The 17217-nt window shown below is 48.3% G+C and carries 16 protein-coding genes; 6 read left to right on the forward strand and 10 right to left on the reverse strand.

Annotated features, from left to right (window positions below; translation table 11 throughout):
• Positions 1–40: 40 nt before the first annotated feature.
• From dnaK to ACN4EK_RS03665, 3 genes are read right to left on the reverse strand one after another with little or no spacing between them, the layout of a single operon-like run.
• Positions 41–1954 (reverse strand): molecular chaperone DnaK, encoded by a 1914-nt coding sequence (gene dnaK, locus ACN4EK_RS03655; protein ID WP_431656119.1) that lies wholly within the window; start codon positions 1952–1954, stop codon positions 41–43.
• Complete coding sequence (locus ACN4EK_RS03660; protein ID WP_431656120.1) at positions 1927–2232, reverse strand: hypothetical protein; 306 nt, start codon at positions 2230–2232, stop codon at positions 1927–1929. Before ACN4EK_RS03660 ends, dnaK begins: the two co-directional genes overlap by 28 nt.
• A gap of 12 nt (positions 2233–2244) precedes the next feature.
• Positions 2245–2736: an Hsp20/alpha crystallin family protein gene (locus tag ACN4EK_RS03665; protein ID WP_431656121.1), complete on the reverse strand. Its 492-nt coding sequence runs from the start codon at positions 2734–2736 to the stop codon at positions 2245–2247.
• Positions 2737–3092: 356 nt separating this feature from the next.
• Between ACN4EK_RS03665 and dusB the strand changes: the two genes are divergently transcribed.
• Positions 3093–4157: a tRNA dihydrouridine synthase DusB gene (dusB, locus tag ACN4EK_RS03670; RefSeq protein WP_431656122.1), complete on the forward strand. Its 1065-nt coding sequence runs from the start codon at positions 3093–3095 to the stop codon at positions 4155–4157.
• A 158-nt stretch (positions 4158–4315) separates the two neighbouring features.
• Here the strand turns inward: dusB and ACN4EK_RS03675 are convergent, their stop codons facing one another.
• The 5 genes from ACN4EK_RS03675 to ACN4EK_RS03695 all read right to left on the reverse strand — a co-directional run bounded on the left by ACN4EK_RS03675 (position 4316) and on the right by ACN4EK_RS03695 (position 10659).
• On the reverse strand, positions 4316–5422 hold the full coding sequence (locus ACN4EK_RS03675; protein WP_431656123.1) for a hypothetical protein: 1107 nt from the start codon (positions 5420–5422) through the stop codon (positions 4316–4318).
• A 199-nt stretch (positions 5423–5621) separates the two neighbouring features.
• Complete coding sequence (locus tag ACN4EK_RS03680; protein ID WP_431656124.1) at positions 5622–7103, reverse strand: lecithin retinol acyltransferase family protein; 1482 nt, start codon at positions 7101–7103, stop codon at positions 5622–5624.
• A 255-nt stretch (positions 7104–7358) separates the two neighbouring features.
• Positions 7359–7574, reverse strand: a complete 216-nt coding sequence (locus ACN4EK_RS03685; protein WP_431656125.1) for a hypothetical protein — start codon at positions 7572–7574, stop codon at positions 7359–7361.
• Positions 7555–7884, reverse strand: a complete 330-nt coding sequence (locus ACN4EK_RS03690; RefSeq protein ID WP_431656153.1) for a PIN domain-containing protein — start codon at positions 7882–7884, stop codon at positions 7555–7557. Before ACN4EK_RS03690 ends, ACN4EK_RS03685 begins: the two co-directional genes overlap by 20 nt.
• Before the next feature lie 159 nt (positions 7885–8043).
• Entirely contained in the window at positions 8044–10659 is a 2616-nt protein-coding gene (locus tag ACN4EK_RS03695) for a DNA polymerase III subunit alpha (protein WP_431656126.1), read from the reverse strand.
• Between the two features lie 251 nt (positions 10660–10910).
• Between ACN4EK_RS03695 and ACN4EK_RS03700 the strand changes: the two genes are divergently transcribed.
• Positions 10911–11648, forward strand: a complete 738-nt coding sequence (locus ACN4EK_RS03700; protein WP_431656127.1) for a Uma2 family endonuclease — start codon at positions 10911–10913, stop codon at positions 11646–11648.
• A gap of 3 nt (positions 11649–11651) precedes the next feature.
• Here the strand turns inward: ACN4EK_RS03700 and ACN4EK_RS03705 are convergent, their stop codons facing one another.
• Positions 11652–12635: a type II secretion system F family protein gene (locus ACN4EK_RS03705; RefSeq protein WP_431656128.1), complete on the reverse strand. Its 984-nt coding sequence runs from the start codon at positions 12633–12635 to the stop codon at positions 11652–11654.
• A 55-nt stretch (positions 12636–12690) separates the two neighbouring features.
• Here ACN4EK_RS03705 and ACN4EK_RS03710 point away from each other — a divergent pair, with 55 nt between their 5' ends.
• Entirely contained in the window at positions 12691–13035 is a 345-nt protein-coding gene (locus tag ACN4EK_RS03710; RefSeq protein ID WP_431656154.1) for a phosphomannose isomerase type II C-terminal cupin domain, read from the forward strand.
• Here the strand turns inward: ACN4EK_RS03710 and ACN4EK_RS03715 are convergent.
• Positions 13018–13188, reverse strand: a complete 171-nt coding sequence (locus ACN4EK_RS03715) for a hypothetical protein (protein ID WP_431656129.1) — start codon at positions 13186–13188, stop codon at positions 13018–13020. The two genes, ACN4EK_RS03710 and ACN4EK_RS03715, sit on opposite strands and share 18 nt — an antisense overlap.
• A gap of 161 nt (positions 13189–13349) precedes the next feature.
• Here ACN4EK_RS03715 and ACN4EK_RS03720 point away from each other — a divergent pair, with 161 nt between their 5' ends.
• The 3 genes from ACN4EK_RS03720 (at position 13350) to ACN4EK_RS03730 (ending at position 17185) form a co-directional block, all read left to right on the forward strand.
• Positions 13350–14498, forward strand: coding sequence for an ABC transporter ATP-binding protein (locus ACN4EK_RS03720; RefSeq protein ID WP_431656130.1), 1149 nt, complete (start codon positions 13350–13352; stop codon positions 14496–14498).
• Positions 14499–15311 (forward strand): ABC transporter permease, encoded by an 813-nt coding sequence (locus tag ACN4EK_RS03725; RefSeq protein WP_431656131.1) that lies wholly within the window; start codon positions 14499–14501, stop codon positions 15309–15311.
• 113 nt (positions 15312–15424) lie between these two features.
• Positions 15425–17185, forward strand: a complete 1761-nt coding sequence (locus tag ACN4EK_RS03730) for a Gldg family protein (RefSeq protein ID WP_431656132.1) — start codon at positions 15425–15427, stop codon at positions 17183–17185.
• Positions 17186–17217 lie beyond the last annotated feature (32 nt).

Here is a 17217-nt window from a genome sequence, read left to right on the forward strand (position 1 = left end):
GCGATGCACCGACTCAACCAGTCGGAACTAGCTAGTCGGACTACTTGCTTTCGGTGAAGTCAGCATCAATCACATCATCATCACCGCCGGAGGCAGATCCACCGGGAGGGGGAGGAGCGGCTCCACCATCTTCAGGACTACCGCCACCCGCTTGTTGATAGATGTTGCTACCGATCGTGTATAGCGATTGCTGAAGTTCGGTGGTCAGCGTCTTGATGCGGTCGAAATCTTCTTTCGCGATCGCGTCTTTCAAGTCTTTTACCTGACCTTCGACCTTACTCTTGTCGTCAGCAGAGACTTTATCGCCCAGTTCCGCCATTTGCTTCTCAGCCTGGTAGGCCAGCGAATCTGCCTGGTTCTTCAGATCGATCTTCTCGCGGCGTTCCTTGTCGGCATTGGCATTGCGCTCAGCTTCATTCACCATGCGATCGACTTCATCCTTCGGCAGGGTAGAAGCGCCAGTGATGCTAATCGACTGTTCCTTGCCCGTCCCCTTATCCTTGGCAGTGACTTGCAGAATGCCGTTGGCATCAATATCAAAGGTGACTTCGATCTGAGGTACACCTCGGGGAGCCGGAGGAATACCATCTAAGCGGAAGGTTCCCAGGCTCTTATTGTCGTTCGACATTTCCCGTTCACCCTGGAGCACATGGATTTCCACATTGCTCTGTCCGTCAACGGCGGTCGAGAAGACCTCAGACTTCTTGGTCGGAATCGTGGTGTTACGCGGAATGATCTTGGTCATCACGCCACCCAGGGTTTCCACACCCAGCGACAGTGGAGTCACGTCTAGCAGCAGCAGACCTTCGGTTCCCGCTTCACCGGACAGCACACCGGCTTGAATCGCCGCCCCGACTGCTACCACTTCATCCGGGTTCACGGTTTGGTTGGGATCCTTACCGAGTAAGCGCTTCACCAGTTCCAGCACCGCCGGAATCCGGGTCGAACCACCCACCATCACCACTTCATCGATATTGTTCTTGTCGAGCTTGGCATCCCGCAGGGCATTTTCGACGGGGATACGGCAGCGATCGATCAGATCGGCACAGAGTTCTTCAAACTTAACGCGGGTCAGCGTGGTATCGAGGTGCTTTGGACCATCCTGAGTCGCGGTAATGAAGGGCAGGTTAATTTCTGCCTGGGTGACGCTAGAGAGTTCAATCTTGGCTTTCTCAGCCGCTTCCGTTAACCGTTGCAGCGCTTGCTTGTCCTTCCGCAGGTCGATGCCTTCCGTGCGACGGAATTCTTCCGCCAGGAAGTCCACGATCTTCTTGTCGAAGTCGTCACCGCCCAGGTGCGTGTCTCCAGAGGTCGCTAACACTTCAAACACGCCATCGCCAATTTCCAGGATGGACACGTCGAATGTACCGCCCCCTAAGTCAAACACCAGAATGGTTTCGTTGGCTTTCTTGTCTAACCCGTAGGCAAGGGAGGCAGCGGTTGGTTCGTTGATAATCCGCAGCACTTCAATCCCAGCGATCTTGCCCGCGTCTTTGGTGGCTTGCCGTTGGGAGTCGTTAAAGTAAGCGGGAACAGTGATCACCGCCTGGGTGACAGTCTCTCCCAGGTACTTACTGGCATCTTCGACCAGCTTCCGTAATACCTGAGCGGAGATTTCTTCGGGAGCAAACTGCTTGCCCACGGTGGGACAGTCGAGTTTGACGTTCCCATTCACATTCAAAACTTTATACGAGACTTCCGTCGCTTCATGGGTCACTTCATCAAAGCGACGACCAATGAACCGCTTGACAGAGTAAAAGGTGTTCTCGGGGTTCATGACTGCCTGCCGTTTAGCAATCTGACCCACTAAGCGATCGCCATTCTTCGCGAACGCCACAACAGATGGGGTAGTCCGGAAGCCCTCGGCGTTAGCAATCACAGTGGGCTTACCACCTTCCATAACTGCCACACACGAGTTTGTAGTCCCTAGGTCAATTCCGACAACTTTTGCCATTGTGCTTCGGCTCCATTCACTAAATCAAAAATTTCTACGAGTGGCGACGTGCCACGAACGTTAGACCTTAAAAAGGCGACAGGGTATTGCGGTAGGGACAGTAACCGGAAGCGATTTCTTGCAGGGTGACTGACGGCTACACAACACGCCTGTCTACTATACTGAGCGCGATCGTCACTTCTGATGAAGGCGTATTTACCGTACCTGGGTGGGGCGGTTTGGACAGTCGAGATCGGGCAGTTGAGAAAGGGGGATAAGGGCAAACCCAGATTGCTCATCCCCCGATACCATTAGCCTTCAGTTACCTCGGTCGGAGTCGCTGCGATCGGCGTACCGTTCAGGCTCACCTTCACGACTTTGGGGCGATCGGCTTCCACTTTCGGCAAGGTCAAGGTCAGAATGCCATCTTTGAACTCAGCATTGGCTTTGTCATTTTGGACAGCGATCGGCAGACCAATTACCCGCCGGAAGCTGCCATACCGGAATTCGGTTCGGAAGAGTTGATGGTCTTCAGTCTTGGATTCAGCCTTGTATTCACCGGAAATCGAGACGGCATCCTGGGTCACTTGAATGTCGATGTCTTTGGCATCAATGCCAGGGAGTTCGGCTCGGAGTACCACATCGGTTTCGGTCGTTTTCAGTTCGATCGCGGGTGCCCAAGCGCGACCTGTGACGGTAGAAACCGCATCCCGGCTAATTGGAGCTAATTCGTCAAACAATTGGTCAAATTGACGACGCAGGGTTTCCATTTCTTGCCACGGTTGCCAACGAATCATTGCCATACGATTACCTCCTGAAACTGATGGATTGATTGCGTACTTGTGCTGGGTTAGGTGTGGAGAAACTGAGTAACGTTTCAGCATCAAAGTGTTAAGGAATAAATCAGATATTCAGGGCTTGACTGTTAGTTGAGTTCTAGTTTTTTTATTTGAACTCTGTCGTGTTCCTGATGTTTCTAATGTAAGACAGGCTCAGGTTTGTAGCATTGAGGTAAACCGTAATTCTCCGGTCGTAGTTCCCGATTTTTTCTAATAAGTTGCCTGACGTTGCTGGGTTAGGTAAACCGAAATCTCATGGTCGGTTTACCGATGCAATTCCGCAGCGATAGAATGAGAAAGCTAATTCCGTTTGGTTCGCTATGGTTTCTTTGTCGCCTGCCCTGCAAGAACGCCTCGCTGCTCCTCTGAAGATTGGTCCGTTTGAGGTCAAGAGCCGGGTGCTGCAATCACCGTTGTCGGGAGTCACGGATCTGGTGTTTCGGCGGCTGGTGCGGCGGTATGCACCCGATTCAATGATGTATACCGAAATGGTGAATGCGACGGGACTGCATTACGTGAAGGAACTGCCCAAGATTATGGAGGTAGACCCGAACGAGCGCCCGATTAGTATTCAGTTGTTTGACTGTCGCCCAGACTTTCTGGCAGAAGCGGCACAGATGGCCGTCGCAGAAGGGGCAGATACCGTCGATATCAATATGGGCTGTCCAGTGAACAAGATCACCAAGAATGGCGGTGGTTCCTCGTTGTTGCGGCAACCGGAAGTGGCAGAAGCGATCGTGCGATCGGTGACTCAGGCGGTCAAGGTTCCGGTGACGGTGAAAACCCGGATTGGCTGGACAGATAAGGAAATCAATATTCTGGATTTCGCCAAACGCATGGAGGATGCCGGGGCACAGATGATCACGGTGCATGGCCGGACTCGCGCTCAGGGCTATAACGGCTTGGCAAAGTGGGAATGGATTGCCCGGGTGAAGGAAATTCTATCGATTCCAGTGATTGCCAATGGCGATATTTTTTCGGTCGAAGCGGCGGTTAAATGTCTGGAACTGACGGGAGCCGATGGGGTGATGTGTTCGCGGGGAACGTTGGGCTATCCGTTTTTAGTGGGTGAAATTGATTATTTCTTGAAAACTGGAATGACTAAACCTGTGCCGACTCCGATCGAACGGTTGCAATGTGCCCGTGAGCATTTATGGATGTTGTGGGAATATAAGGGCGATCGCGGAGTACGCCAAGCCCGGAAACACATGACCTGGTACTCGAAAGGCTTTGCCGGAGCAGCAGATTTGCGCGGACAATTAAGCACGATCGAGAATGTGCATCAAGGCATGGAATTACTCGATCGGGCGATCGATCGGTTAATGAATACGGATGACTTTGGTACAGAACCAGAATCGGAAACCCCAGAATTAGCGGTGATTTAAATAGAGTTTGCAATTTCATTTAAAAGCTAATTCAAAAGTAGCAAAACGCATTATATCTGCCCCCTAAATCCCCCAATTCTGGGGGACTTTGAATCCGGTTCCCCCCAGAATTGGGGGGCTAGGGGGGCAGTTTTAACTGTTAAACCTTTAAAGCACTCTTAGAGTTCTATTGGCTCACATAGTAGGATGTACATCAAATCTGTTCTCGCTACCTGGGCTTCTGTTGGAGCTAGCTGCACCCAATCTTGAAAACTCATTCCTAATTGATGGATGGCTTTGATCTCGGTTTCATAGGCTTGTAACCGCTGGCTAGTTTCAATCACTGATTCCATCGTTATCATTGCCTTTACCAGTTCATCTTTTTGAGAGGTAATATTTTTAGTAGACGGTGAATTAGGTGAAAAGGCAAATTTGAGCGTTAAAATTCCTAAGGCAACTGGGCTAGGTAAATCTTTAACCGATTGCATCGAATATTTAGCCAATTCAAACAAATTTTCTCGTTGCAATTCAAATACAGCATTTTCATCTAAATTGGGATTGATCCACTGGTAAATTCTGGTCAACCTGCTTAGACTGATTTTTCCTTTCAACTGAGGTTGTAAGTAAATCGCTGGATTATCAGTCAGTAGGACTTCAACATATTTTTGGAAGCGAGGACGCAGCTTTTCTATGCCTTCTTGCAACCGAGTTAAAGCTTGCTTTGATTCTCCTAATTCTAAATAGCAATGAACTTGAGCTAAATAAGCCAGAGATAAGGTCAGAAGATATTCGATCGCGATCGCATTCTTCTGCTCCAGTTCTTTGTCTGCTAGATTCTTATAAATTGATTGGGCTTCAGCAAAGCGACTAATTGCCTCTAAAGCTCGACTTTCTCGATAAGCTAAATTCTCAAATGTAAAAGCATCAGTAGCGGCTTGTAGCGCTGCTTCAAAATTAGCGTAAAAGCCCAGATCAACTTTATGATTTAGCTCTTTAATCTCCGTTTGAATCTGCCGTAAGTTATTTTCAATAACTTCCAAACGTTGCATGATTATCGGTAATCCGATCGCAGAAATCCCCAAATTTAACAGGCTGGCTGCTGTTGCTGTCTGTAGCATTCCCGGTAGAGCCACCTGGGGCAGAGTTGAACCTAGTTCTCTTAACCAAGCGACTATTTGTTTACTCCCCACTTCCCGAATAATTCCACCAACCCGCTCATAGTCACCAATTGCTAATCCCTGAGCAATTTCAACCGGAAGATCAAAGGTCACACTTAAAGGATTCATAGATCTATTCTCTAGAAAAAGTTGAGCAAATCATTAGATACAATGACGCTTCCCTGATCTAGTTAACCCACGTTACCTATCGATGTAACCTAATCTTTGGAGCTTGAGTAAGAATTGCAGCGACCTCTGCTTAACTAGCCTCTTTCTATTAGTGCTTGCCAGTTTATAGCCGTTACAGAACTTCCTCAACTTTAACCATCTAGAGTGCCACAGGTCCAGAAGGTAGAATATACATTAACTCTGACTCCGCTAGCTGAGGTTCTTGAGGGGCTAAGTTTTTCCATTCATGAAAACCGATTCCTAGTTGAGACAAAGCTTTAATCTCTGCTTGGTAAGCCTCTAGTCGGTAGTACGTCTCAATCAAAGACTCAATCATTTCTAAAGTTTGAGGAAGCCGTTTCAAGGCTTCTTGTTTCATCTCTTCTTTGTTACCCCAAACGCTACCCTTCACTTCAGTTCTAGCTACAATTGCTTGAGGAAGTGACTGAACCCATTTATAACCGGATTCATTACCTAAGTCTCTTCTTAGATTGAAAAGATTCTCGCGATGAAATTCAAAAACATCTACCTCATTTAAAGAGGAATCAAACCATTGGTAAACTTGGGTAAAACGATGTAAGCTAATCTGATCCTTAAACTGTGGTTCTAGATAAACAGCAGGATTTGAAGTTAGTAATATCTTGATATACTTCTCAAGTTTGGGACGTAGCTTTTCTAGACCATCTTGAAGAATATCCAAGGCTAACGAAATTTCTTCTAACTCTAAGTAGCAGCGAGCTTCAGTGACGTAGCTTAGAACTAATGCTAGTAAATATTCATCTGCTACCTGGCTGCCTTGATCGATCTTTTCATCGGTGTACTTGCTATAGATAACATTAGCTTCTTTTAACTTAGTAATAGCATTAATCGCCATTCCCCTTCGAGTCTCAGGAGTTTGAGTCTTTATTGCTGTAACAGCCAACTCTAATGCTGCTCTAAAATTAGCGTAATAACCTAGATCAATTTTTTCATTGATTTTATTCAGAGTATCTTGAACTTGCTGAATACCCTTCTCTAACTGATTTAAGCGTTCATTAATTACAGCAAAGCCCATCATGGTAATGCCAAGGTTCAAGACACAAGCCATTGAACTAATTTTCAGTAATTTTGAGATAGGAGTAGAACTAGCTTTAGTTTCGCGCAACCAAGCAACGATTAAATTTTTCTGTTTATCAAAAATTATTCCGCCAGTTCTCGTTAGAGTACCGTTAGCCAACCCTGAAGCAATTTCATCAGAAACAGCATAGGTTGAGATGACTGTTTTCATGGTTTTATAACCTGCCGCTGAAACTCCCACCCCGACAGCAGAAGTACCTACGCGAGATGCACGATTTACTTGTTCACTTTCACTTTTACCTATTTTGCACCATGTCGCAAAATGCTCACAGTTATTAAAAAACAGATTATATTCATTTTCTCCTAACCGTTTTTCTGCACGTAAAACTACAATTTCTGATAGATCGCAATGCTCATAATTCTTTACATATATTTCACTGCCACAGGCAAATTCACTAAGGGTAGTGCGCGTAATAATACCCTTAAGTTTTTCCCCAGTATAGTGAATAACCGTACCATCTCCACAATCAATACCATGATGAGTATAACCAGTACAGTTAATGTAGATATGATCCCCTTTCGACATGGGTACGATCCTTTACATACTTAAAACTGCTATCTTTACTCAAGTTTCCCAAAAACTTTTCAATCTTAATATTCCATACTATTTTTGTATTTTCTTTTGTTAGCAAATTGAAGCGGTTGCGTCAACTAGGTTACTATTGGCTAATAGTACGGAACTTATATTCGATCTTGAGTAAGAACTAAAGCGATCGCAGTTTCCCACCAGCACTACGAGATAGTTCTACTAAGCTAAAGATAAAGTTATCTGCTTACCTGTTTATGGTTTACGGTGCAATTCCTGAAACTCTACAATCTTGGTATACAAACTTGTGACTGACTCTTGACCAAAAAGCTCATCCTTCAGTTTGAGATAATCTCCTTTGCCAAGATGACATGCTGCCCAAAATCGAGCAACTTTCGACGGTTCCGTATTGGATAGAAGAATTTGTAGCCCTTCCTGCAAGACTTGTTGCTCACTCTTGACCTGAATCATCGCCAGCTATCTCCAAGATAAAATCGACTGGATTTGTTGCTTTTATGCCTAATCCTATACACCGATTGATCAAACGCTTGTCACAGGTAATGAAATAGTTGCTACCAATAGCTTCAGCACAGGCAACATGTAATGCATCCATCGCCTTTAATCCATTATGTTCCAGGTGCATGGCTCTTTGGCAAGTTGCTTCATTTACCTCCTGCCTTGCGCCTGCTAACTGGAGATACCGATTCATCGCCGCTTGCTTGAGGGGATATGGATTGCGGCTATTTTCATATTCCAGAACTGAAGAACTGATTAAATCAATCTCGTTTGTCTAAATCATCTGGAAGATAATAATTACAGCTTGAGATTCGAGAAAAATTTTAGGCTGGGTTTGATCATCAAACGGACGGTTATAGACACTGGTATCTAAATATACCTTCATGCGATCGCTCAAATCAGTTGATCGGGCTGATTGGTCAGGTTAGCCATAAACGGGGGCGAGAACTTCGATTTGTTTGAGATCTAAGCCTTGTTCAAAAATGGTGTCGATCGCGAGCATTTGACCGTTAGTAGTCATGAATTTGTGATCTTTGGTAGCACGAATGATTGAGCCATCTTCTAACGTGTATTCAAATACTTCTTGCTGACCGCGATCGTGCCATTGGCGAATCGGTTGGGTGTAAATATAGCCACGGGGAGTCATGCTATAGACTGTGCAATTGAGGCGTTTATCGACAATTTCCCCGATCGGAACTGTGCCATATTCTACAGTCAGAATTGGAGTGTCATAGGTGAGACAATACTCAGCAAATAACACCATTTGTTCAAACAGTTCTGCCGCAATTTTGGATTTCACACCATTTTTTTCTGACCCTTTAACAAAGAGTTCCTGGTGTTTTTCCATCTCCGATTTCTTCTTTTTCCCCATCGCTCGGCGTAGTAGATCCGCTTGACCAAGGGAATACCCTGCCATATCCTGAGCAATTTTCATGATCTGTTCCTGGTAGACCATGATGCCGTAGGTTTCCTTCAGAATCGGCTCTAAGATTTCGTGGGCATAATCAATTTTTTCCCGCCCATGTTTACGGTTAATGAACTTAGGAATTAGCCCTGCATCTAATGGGCCCGGACGGTAGAGGGCAAGAACTGAAGAAATATCTTCCAAACCAGAAGGACGCAGATCGCGGACAATTTGCCGCATCCCCGAGGATTCCAATTGGAATACGCCTTCCAGGTCACCGCGTGCCAAAAGTTTGTAGGATTCGGGGTCGTCGAGAGGCAGGCGATCGAGGTCAATTTTAATTCCCCGACCTTGTTCCACTAACTCCACCGTTTTTTGGATCATGGTGAGGTTTTTCAGCCCCAGGAAGTCCATTTTCAACAATCCCAGTGCCTCAATATCTTCCATGTAATATTGGGTGAACACTGCCCCATCCTGGTTCCGTTCTAGGGGCACAATTTCATCCAACGGCTGCGCCGAAATCACCACTCCGGCGGCATGAATCCCCACACTTTTGTTCGTACCTTCGATCCGCATCGCCATATCAATCCAGCGGCGATAGGTGACAGGTGGATCAGTGCCGGGAACAGCGAGATTTTTGTGGTACTTGTCCTTAAATTCGGGTGTTGGAGTGTCATCCGAAATCATCACCTTCAGTTTGGTCGGCTTCCCGCGCACTACCGGAATCATCTTGGTCATGCGATCGGATTCCCCGTAGGGAATATTCAGCACCCGCGCCACATCCTTTAACACCGCTTTCGAGGTCATGCGGTTATAGGTGATGATCTGCGCCACCCGCTCAGTCCCGTACTTCTCAGTCACATATTGGATCACCTCATCCCGGCGATCGATGCAGAAGTCGGTATCAATATCCGGCATCGATTTCCGTTCGGGATTGAGGAAACGCTCAAATAGCAAGCCATGATGCACCGGATCAATGTTAGTAATGCCCATCGCGTAGGCAACCAGCGATCCGGCAGCCGAACCCCGTCCGGGGCCCACCGGAATCCCCTGATCCCGCGCAAACTTGATGTAATCCCAGACCACCAAAAAGTAGGTCGAGAATCCCATCTGTTGCATCATCTTCAGTTCATATTCCAGCCGCTCTTGATATTCCGGTTCTACTTCCTCGATCGATTTGCAGTCCCGCCGTTGTGCCAACCCTTCCCGCGCCACCTTTTCCATATAGGCATCTGCGGTGTAGCCTGCGGGAACCGGATAATCGGGAATCCGAGGTTCACCCAGAATGTCGTAGCTGGAAATTTTGTCGGCGACTTTCAGCGTATTGGCGATCGCCTGCTCAACCACATCTTCGGTCAGGTGATCACGGAATAAGCAACGCATCTCATCGGCGGACTTGAGATATTCCGTACCGCTATAGCGCAAGCGTTTTTCTTCACTAATCAATTTTCCGGTCTGGATACACAACAAGGCATCGTGCGCCTCGACATCAAAACAGGAAATGTAGTGGGAATCGTTGGTACAGATGACTTCAATATCGAGTTCCTGAGCAATCTTGACCAATTCCACATTCACGATCCGGTCTTCCTGTGATCCGTGATCCTGAAGTTCCAGGTAATAATCGTCCCCAAATAAATCCTTGTACCAGGTCGCTACCCGTCGGGCAATTTCGGGTTTGCCTTGCAGAATCGCTTGCGGCACTTCCCCCCCCAGACATGCTGAGGTGACAATCAGCCCTTCGTGGTATTGCTCTAATAAATCTTTGTTGATACAAGGACGGGCAAAAATTCCTTTGCCTTGATAGCCCTTAAGGTTTGACAGGGTTGTGAGTTTAACCAGATTCTTATAGCCCTGCGTATCCTTTGCCAGGACGACCTGATGGTAGCGCGGACGACGTTCCTGCTTGGTAATATCGCCGTTAATCACATACATCTCGTTACCGATGATCGGCTTGATCGCCCCGCCTTTGCTTTTACAGACCTTCAGCAGTTCGATCGCCCCATACATCACCCCATGATCCGTCAATGCGATCGCTGGCATATTCAGCTCAATCGCGCGATCGATCATCTCCGGTAGCTGGCTGGCACCGTCGAGGAGGCTGTAATCACTATGGATATGAAGACCAACAAAGGACATAATGGCTCAGACTCGGCAAAGACTGAGTTATAGAGTATGCGATCGTGACTCAATTGACTACATAGATTTAGCGGTTTACTTTTAAACTCAACGCTATATGTAGTGAGAAGCCCTTGAGAGGATGGAAAAACTTTTCAAGCTGACTCTATTATGGTACTAAAGTATCACTCTTTCCTTCCAGTACCTCCAGCAATTTTTTCGGGTCAGTTACACTGAAATGGATCGCCTGCTTTTCCTGAGTTCTGGCAGCAATGGTTACACCAATTTCTGTTCAACCTGACGTTTTTTATCCCAGCGAGGATGGTGAACCGTTGGCAGAAACCTCTGTATATGTGGATGCCATTATCCAGACTGTGGTGGCATTACGCCAATATTTAACCGGACAATCCGCGATCGTGCTAGCCGATCAGTTTCTTTACTATGCCCAAGGCTACCCCAAATTACGGGTGGCTCCGGATGTGATGGTGATTTTTAATGTTGCGCCTGGAGCCAGGGATAACTACAAGATTTGGGAAGAAGGACAAGTGCCCAGGGTGATTTTTGAAATTACCTCGGAAGGCACAAGAGCTCAAGATCAGGGGCATAAAAAGATTTTGTACGAACAGCTAGAGGTGCAGGAATATTGGCTATTTGACCCTAAAGGGGAGTGGATCCCTGAGCAGTTGCAGGGCTATCGTCTGCGGAATGGCTTATATGAATCGATCGCCGACTGTCGTTGTGAACCGCTACAATTACGGCTTGCTGTAGAAGGCAACTTGATTGGGTTTTATCGCGAAGATACAGGGGAAAAGCTGCTGGCTCCCGATGAATTGATCCAGACTCTTCAAGCAGCAGAAACCCAACTGGCTCAGGAACGCCAACGGGCTAATCAGGCAGAACAAGCCCAACGGGAAGCAATTCCCCGGTTATTAGCAATGGGACTCACATCGGAACAAATTGCTGCCGCATTAGGCTTACCGATCGAAACAGTGTATGCGATCAGGGAATAAATTTTAATTAGAGAACGTGCTGATTAGAGAACTAATTAGTTGTCCTCCCGCAAAGAATACTAATACGCCCATCGCCACGATCCCGATCGGGCGCAGCATTCCCTGAAGTCCTTTCAAGCGACTTTCCAGATCATCCTGGTAGTATTCGCCAATCTTACGCAGCATTTCGTCCAATTTGCCAGCCACCTCTCCGGTTCGTAGCATTTGCAGGGCATGGGCAGGAATTTTGTCCTGCAAGCTATCACTTAAGGGATTGCCCGCTCGAATTTGCCGAGATGCCATTGATAACGCTTTCGCCAGTTCCGGGTCGGGAATGCGGGGACGGAGTAAATCCACCCCCTGCAAAATCGATAGCCCACACCGGAGGGGTAATTCCAATTCCGAGAAAATCACCATCGATCGTGCCGCTTCCAAATCCTTTAAGGGCGGAATTCCGATAGCAACAGAATGCCAGGTTTGACTGACGTTACTGGTACTGCCCAACATCGTTGCCGCGATCGGCGCGATCGTTAGAATTAACCCAATCAACCAAAAAATCGGGCTGACTAGAAATCCAGTACCACCCGAGACAATAAATAACAGGAGTGCCAATGTACATAAAAGAATGGCTCCTGTGGATAAAGCCACCGATCGATAGAGCTTTTGGCGCTGATGTTGCGTTTCTACCGCCACCGCTAACCGTTCACATACCTCAATCAACGCTCCACTGGCTTCCGCCGATCGCAGGAGGCTGAGTGTCCAGGGATCAAACTGGGGTGGGTTTGTGCGTAACGCCGTCGTTAAATCTTTACCAGCATCAATCTCGGCACCTGCCTGCTTTAAGTAGCGTTGAAACTTATCGCTACAGCGCTTGCCTGCCATACTCAAGCTCTGGGGTACCGAGTATCCGGCATTGAGTAATGCTGCAAACTGGCGGAAGAATCGGGCTTTTTCCAGCATTTTGGCAGAAAATATAGGGGTGGGTTTTGGAATTAAGACGATGAGCAAGCAGGTAGAAAACCAAGAGCTGGTGCATTCACCGTCTGGAAACGAGGCTGACGTAATGCGAGTGCGTCCCTGGGGCACAGTAACGCAACTAGAGGAAGGTAGCCATTACCGGATTAATCGGATTGAGTTAGCACCTGGTAATCATATCAGCACCCAAATGCATTATCACCGAAGCGAACATTGGATTGTCGTGTCGGGTACAGCAAAAGTAATATGTGATGGCAAAGAGGAAATTCTGGTACAGAAACAGTCTACCTATGTACCTACCTGTACACCCCATCGGGTAGAAAATCCGGGCGTGATTCCTCTAGTCATGATTGAAGTCCAGAATGGCGAATATTTGGGCGAGGATGATATCATTCGCTTTGATGATGCGGAAGACTCAAGCCGGTCGCATTAGCACTTCGATCGCCGTGAGTTGCGTAGATTCTGTCTCTGTCTCCGGTGACTCCGGTTGGCAAAAAGCGGTCTGTACCTGTTTGAACCGGGGGAACACCCATTGGATCATGGGGTAGCGAGCGATCGGGTCGGACAGAATAGAACGGCGATGCATAAGCTGATTCCAAATTTCAAGACCATCTACATCCCTTCTTCCCAAACAAGGGGATAGTATCCGGAGAATTTCAGAACAACCCAATTGTTCCCTTCAGGATCTAACATGGGCAATGGTCAGTCGTGATAGACGATCGATTCCCAACAGATCTTGAGGTGAGCATGATTGATGTTGAGCATCTGAGTAAACGGTATGGGTCAACTGCCGCGATCGAGGATGTCACCTTTCAGGTAGAACCCGGAGAAATTCTGGGGTTTCTGGGGCCGAATGGCGCGGGCAAAACGACCACGATGCGAATTTTGGCGGGATATTTACCTGCCAGTTCGGGAACCGCCAAGGTAGCAGGCTATGAAGTACACGAGCAATCGCTAGCTGTGCGGCAGCGGATTGGTTACCTGCCGGAAAACCCACCCTTGTATCCAGACATGACCGTCGCTGGATTTCTCAACTTTGTGGCACAGATTAAAGGGGTGAGTGCGGGCGATCGTCCCCAACAAATTCAATCCGCCCTGGAGCGGTGTGGATTAACCGAAAAACGGCAAACGTTGATCCACAAATTGTCGAAAGGATATCGCCAACGGGTCGGCATTGCTCAGGCGATCGTCCATGATCCACCTGTGATCATTCTGGATGAACCAACGGTAGGACTGGATCCACGCCAGATTATCGAAGTGCGGCATTTAATTAAACAATTGGCTGGCGACCATACCGTAATTCTGTCTACTCACATTCTGCCGGAGGTGAGTATGACCTGTAGCCGCGTTGCCATTATTAACCAGGGGCGAATTGTCGCGACGAATACGCCGGAGTCGCTGACCCATCAATTAACGCAAGGATCGGGCTACGAGTTGGAAGTAGAGGGCGACTGGGAAACCATTCAGCGATCGCTGCAATCTCTATCTGGAGTGCGATCGCTGGTCGCCATGACCGCAGAGCTACCCGAACATCATTACAAAGTCCGAGTCACTACCGAACCAGATACCAGTTTAAGTGGGCGTGATCTGGCGAGCGCGATCGTCACCGCCGACTTGGGACTGTATGAACTGCGTCGAGTCCAAGCCAGTTTGGAAGATGTGTTCTTACAACTGACAACCACGGAACAACCCTTAGAGGTGACAAGTTCATCTAGGGCTGACCTGGCAGCAGAGGATGCACCGGAATCTGAGTCGCCAGCCGCCAACCATCCGGCAAGCCGCGATGATGCAGATCAAGCCGCCGCTTTAGCGACAGAAGCCGATGTTGATCCCGATCCACCGAATACGGAAGCCGATGTTGACCCCGATCCACCCAGTTCAGGAGCCGCCGTTTAAATGCAGATGATGTTTAGTAATATTCTGGCGATCTATCGCAAAGAACTCCAGAGTTATTTTGCCTCCCCGCTAGCCTATACCGTGGCAGGTGTGTTTTGGCTAATTGCTGGCATCTTCTTTGCGGGTATTTTATTCGGCGATCAGGGGCTAATTGGGCAAGCCTCCAGTAGTGATCTACGGGCACAGCAATTTGGCTTTACCCCCTTTCCGATCGATGTGCCCTACACCTTCCTGCAATTCTTTCTGGGCACATTGGGATCGCTGGTACTCTTCATCCTGCCTGTCCTTTCTATGGGACTGTATGCCGAAGAACGGAAACGCGGCACTTTGGAGTTACTGGCTACGTCCCCGATTACCAATTGGATGGTGGCGATCGGCAAACTATTAGGCGTTGTCACCTTCTTTCTCACCATGCTGTTGCCGTTACTGATTTATGAAGCGATCGTCTTCAATGCTTCCAATCCACCGTTCAACTTTACGACAGTATTAGTTGCCCATCTCGGACTATTACTCCTGGCCGCCGCCATTCTCTCACTCGGCATGTTTGTGTCGTCGTTGACCGATAGCACCATCCTGGCAGCCGTGTTTACCTTTGCGCTGGTCTTGCTGCTCTGGGGAATTGATTTGGTGGCTAAGAGTGTGGGTGGAGTAGTGGGGGATGCGTTGGGACATCTTTCCTTGTTGAAGCACTACACCAATTTAGTTCAAGGGGTATTGGACACCGGCAGTCTGGTGCTGTTTGCCAGTTACATTGTGCTGGGAGTGTTTCTGACCGCCCAATCGATCGAAGCCCTGCGCTTCCAACGAAGTTAGAGGGTGTTTCAACAGTCCAACCTGTTACCGTAACTGCCCCCCTAGCCCCCCAATTCTGGGGGGAACTAGATTCAAATTAGCTCAAAATTATTCATGTTCATTTGGGTTGCCCCATGAAAGCGATCGCTCCTTATCTCAAATATCTAAACTATGTCGTTTGGTTAGGACCCATGCTGATTGTGGCGGGGATTACCGCCGGGATTGTTGCCGGAGTCTGGAGTCCGATCCCCATGGGCATGATTTTTCTGGGAATTCTAGTGATCGGACTGTGGTTATTGTCCCTCGGGTTAACGGGAGTTGACCTGTCGCAGCCCGGTTTCTGGAAACGCCGTTCCACCGAAGCCAGTACGAATGCGCTGATTGCCACTGTATCGGTGTTAGTGATTTTAGGGTTAATTAACTTTCTCGCCGTTCGGTATGGCGGACGAGTTGATTTGACGGATAGCCGTATCTTTACCCTGGCACCCGAAACCCAGCAATTAGTCCGTAACCTGAAGCAACCCGTGAAAGTAGTGGTCTTCAGTACCCAGCAGCATCCCCAAGACCGGGAATTACTGGAAAGCTACCGTCATCAGGGGCAGCAGTTTAACTTCGAGTTCGTTAACCCGATCGCCCAACCCACCTTAGTGCAATCCTTTGAGATGAAAAACGTGGGTGATGTGTTTATTGAATCTGGCAACCGGCGGCAGTTTGTGCAAACGGTAGAAGTGCCCCAAGAAAATCAGGTCGTGGAACGGCTATCGGAAGCAAAGCTGACCAACGCGATCGAACGGATTAGCAACGATCGCCCGATTCAAGTCTATTTTCTGCAAGGACATGGGGAACGCCCGATCGAGTCAGGTCGGGGAGCAATGACCCAAGCCGTCCAAAGTTTGACTGATAAGAATTACACCGTCCAACCGTTGAACTTAGGCACAACCGCAGAATTTCCGCAGGATGCCGATGTGGTCGTGGTCGCGGGTCCTCAAAAGCCCTTGTTAGACCCCGAAGTCAAGGCATTACAGAGTTATCTCGATCGTGGGGGCAACCTTCTGTTAATGCTCGATCCCAACACCAATCCCAACCTGGATACGTTGCTAAAACCCTGGGGCGTGAGTTTAGACAACCGCATCGTCTTAGATGCCTCCGGTCGCGGCAGATTAATTAACCTGGGTCCCGCCGATCCATTAGTCACGCAATACGGTGATCATCCCATTACCCGCGATTTTGGCAGTACCAACGGATCCTTCTATCCCCTGGCACGTCCGCTAATTATCACCGCCGTTGATGGCATTACATCCACTCCCCTGTTGTATACCGACGAAAATAGTTGGGCAGAAAGCGATCTAAAAACCGCTCCCCCCCAATTCAATCAAGACACCGATCTACCAGGCTCGATCGTCCTGGGAGTTGCCCTCAGTCGTCCCGTTGATCCCGCCAAAACCGCCCCTCCTAAAACCGAAAGTAATTCCACCAGTAATTCCCCAGGTTCCCAATCAGAACCAACTCCCTCACCTTCCCCATCTCCCTCACCTTCCCCATCTCCCTCACCTTCCCCATCTCCCTCACCTTCCCCAACTCCCTCTCCCTCCCCAACTCCCTCATCTTCCTCCACCTCCTCAGTTCCCCAAACCCGCCTCGTCGTCATCGGCAACTCCAGCTTTGCGACGGATGGTGTATTTGAACAGGTGGTCAATGGCGATGTGTTTCTCAACTCGGTGCGGTGGTTGAGTCAGCAGGATCAGCTAGCCATGTCAATTCGTCCAAAGGAAGCCAAAAACCGTCGCCTATTAATTACGCCCTCGCAGGAAGGATTAGCCAAATGGACAGCGATCGGGATTTTGCCCTTACTGGGATTTGGGGCAGCATTAGCCGTATGGTGGCGACGACGCTGACGGAGGCTATAGACGTGTCCTAGATTCTCCAG

Origin of the sequence: Pantanalinema rosaneae CENA516, from assembly GCF_050753385.1 — a bacterium.
In the GTDB taxonomy this organism is placed as follows: domain Bacteria; phylum Cyanobacteriota; class Cyanobacteriia; order Leptolyngbyales; family Leptolyngbyaceae; genus Pantanalinema; species Pantanalinema rosaneae.

What these genes read in the sequence shown, in the direction of transcription:
- ACN4EK_RS03665 (WP_431656121.1), bottom strand. Translation starts at nt 2,736, where the DNA reads ATGGCAATGATTCGTTGGCAACCGTGGCAAGAAATGGAAACCCTGCGT.
- ACN4EK_RS03660 (WP_431656120.1), bottom strand. Translation starts at nt 2,232, where the DNA reads ATGAGCAATCTGGGTTTGCCCTTATCCCCCTTTCTCAACTGCCCGATC.
- dusB (WP_431656122.1), top strand. Translation starts at nt 3,093, where the DNA reads ATGGTTTCTTTGTCGCCTGCCCTGCAAGAACGCCTCGCTGCTCCTCTG.
- ACN4EK_RS03720 (WP_431656130.1), top strand. Translation starts at nt 13,350, where the DNA reads ATGATTGATGTTGAGCATCTGAGTAAACGGTATGGGTCAACTGCCGCG.
- ACN4EK_RS03675 (WP_431656123.1), bottom strand. Translation starts at nt 5,422, where the DNA reads ATGAATCCTTTAAGTGTGACCTTTGATCTTCCGGTTGAAATTGCTCAG.
- ACN4EK_RS03685 (WP_431656125.1), bottom strand. Translation starts at nt 7,574, where the DNA reads ATGATTCAGGTCAAGAGTGAGCAACAAGTCTTGCAGGAAGGGCTACAA.
- ACN4EK_RS03725 (WP_431656131.1), top strand. Translation starts at nt 14,499, where the DNA reads ATGCAGATGATGTTTAGTAATATTCTGGCGATCTATCGCAAAGAACTC.
- ACN4EK_RS03695 (WP_431656126.1), bottom strand. Translation starts at nt 10,659, where the DNA reads ATGTCCTTTGTTGGTCTTCATATCCATAGTGATTACAGCCTCCTCGAC.
- dnaK (WP_431656119.1), bottom strand. Translation starts at nt 1,954, where the DNA reads ATGGCAAAAGTTGTCGGAATTGACCTAGGGACTACAAACTCGTGTGTG.
- ACN4EK_RS03730 (WP_431656132.1), top strand. Translation starts at nt 15,425, where the DNA reads ATGAAAGCGATCGCTCCTTATCTCAAATATCTAAACTATGTCGTTTGG.
- ACN4EK_RS03710 (WP_431656154.1), top strand. Translation starts at nt 12,691, where the DNA reads ATGCGAGTGCGTCCCTGGGGCACAGTAACGCAACTAGAGGAAGGTAGC.
- ACN4EK_RS03680 (WP_431656124.1), bottom strand. Translation starts at nt 7,103, where the DNA reads ATGTCGAAAGGGGATCATATCTACATTAACTGTACTGGTTATACTCAT.
- ACN4EK_RS03715 (WP_431656129.1), bottom strand. Translation starts at nt 13,188, where the DNA reads ATGCATCGCCGTTCTATTCTGTCCGACCCGATCGCTCGCTACCCCATG.
- ACN4EK_RS03700 (WP_431656127.1), top strand. Translation starts at nt 10,911, where the DNA reads ATGGTTACACCAATTTCTGTTCAACCTGACGTTTTTTATCCCAGCGAG.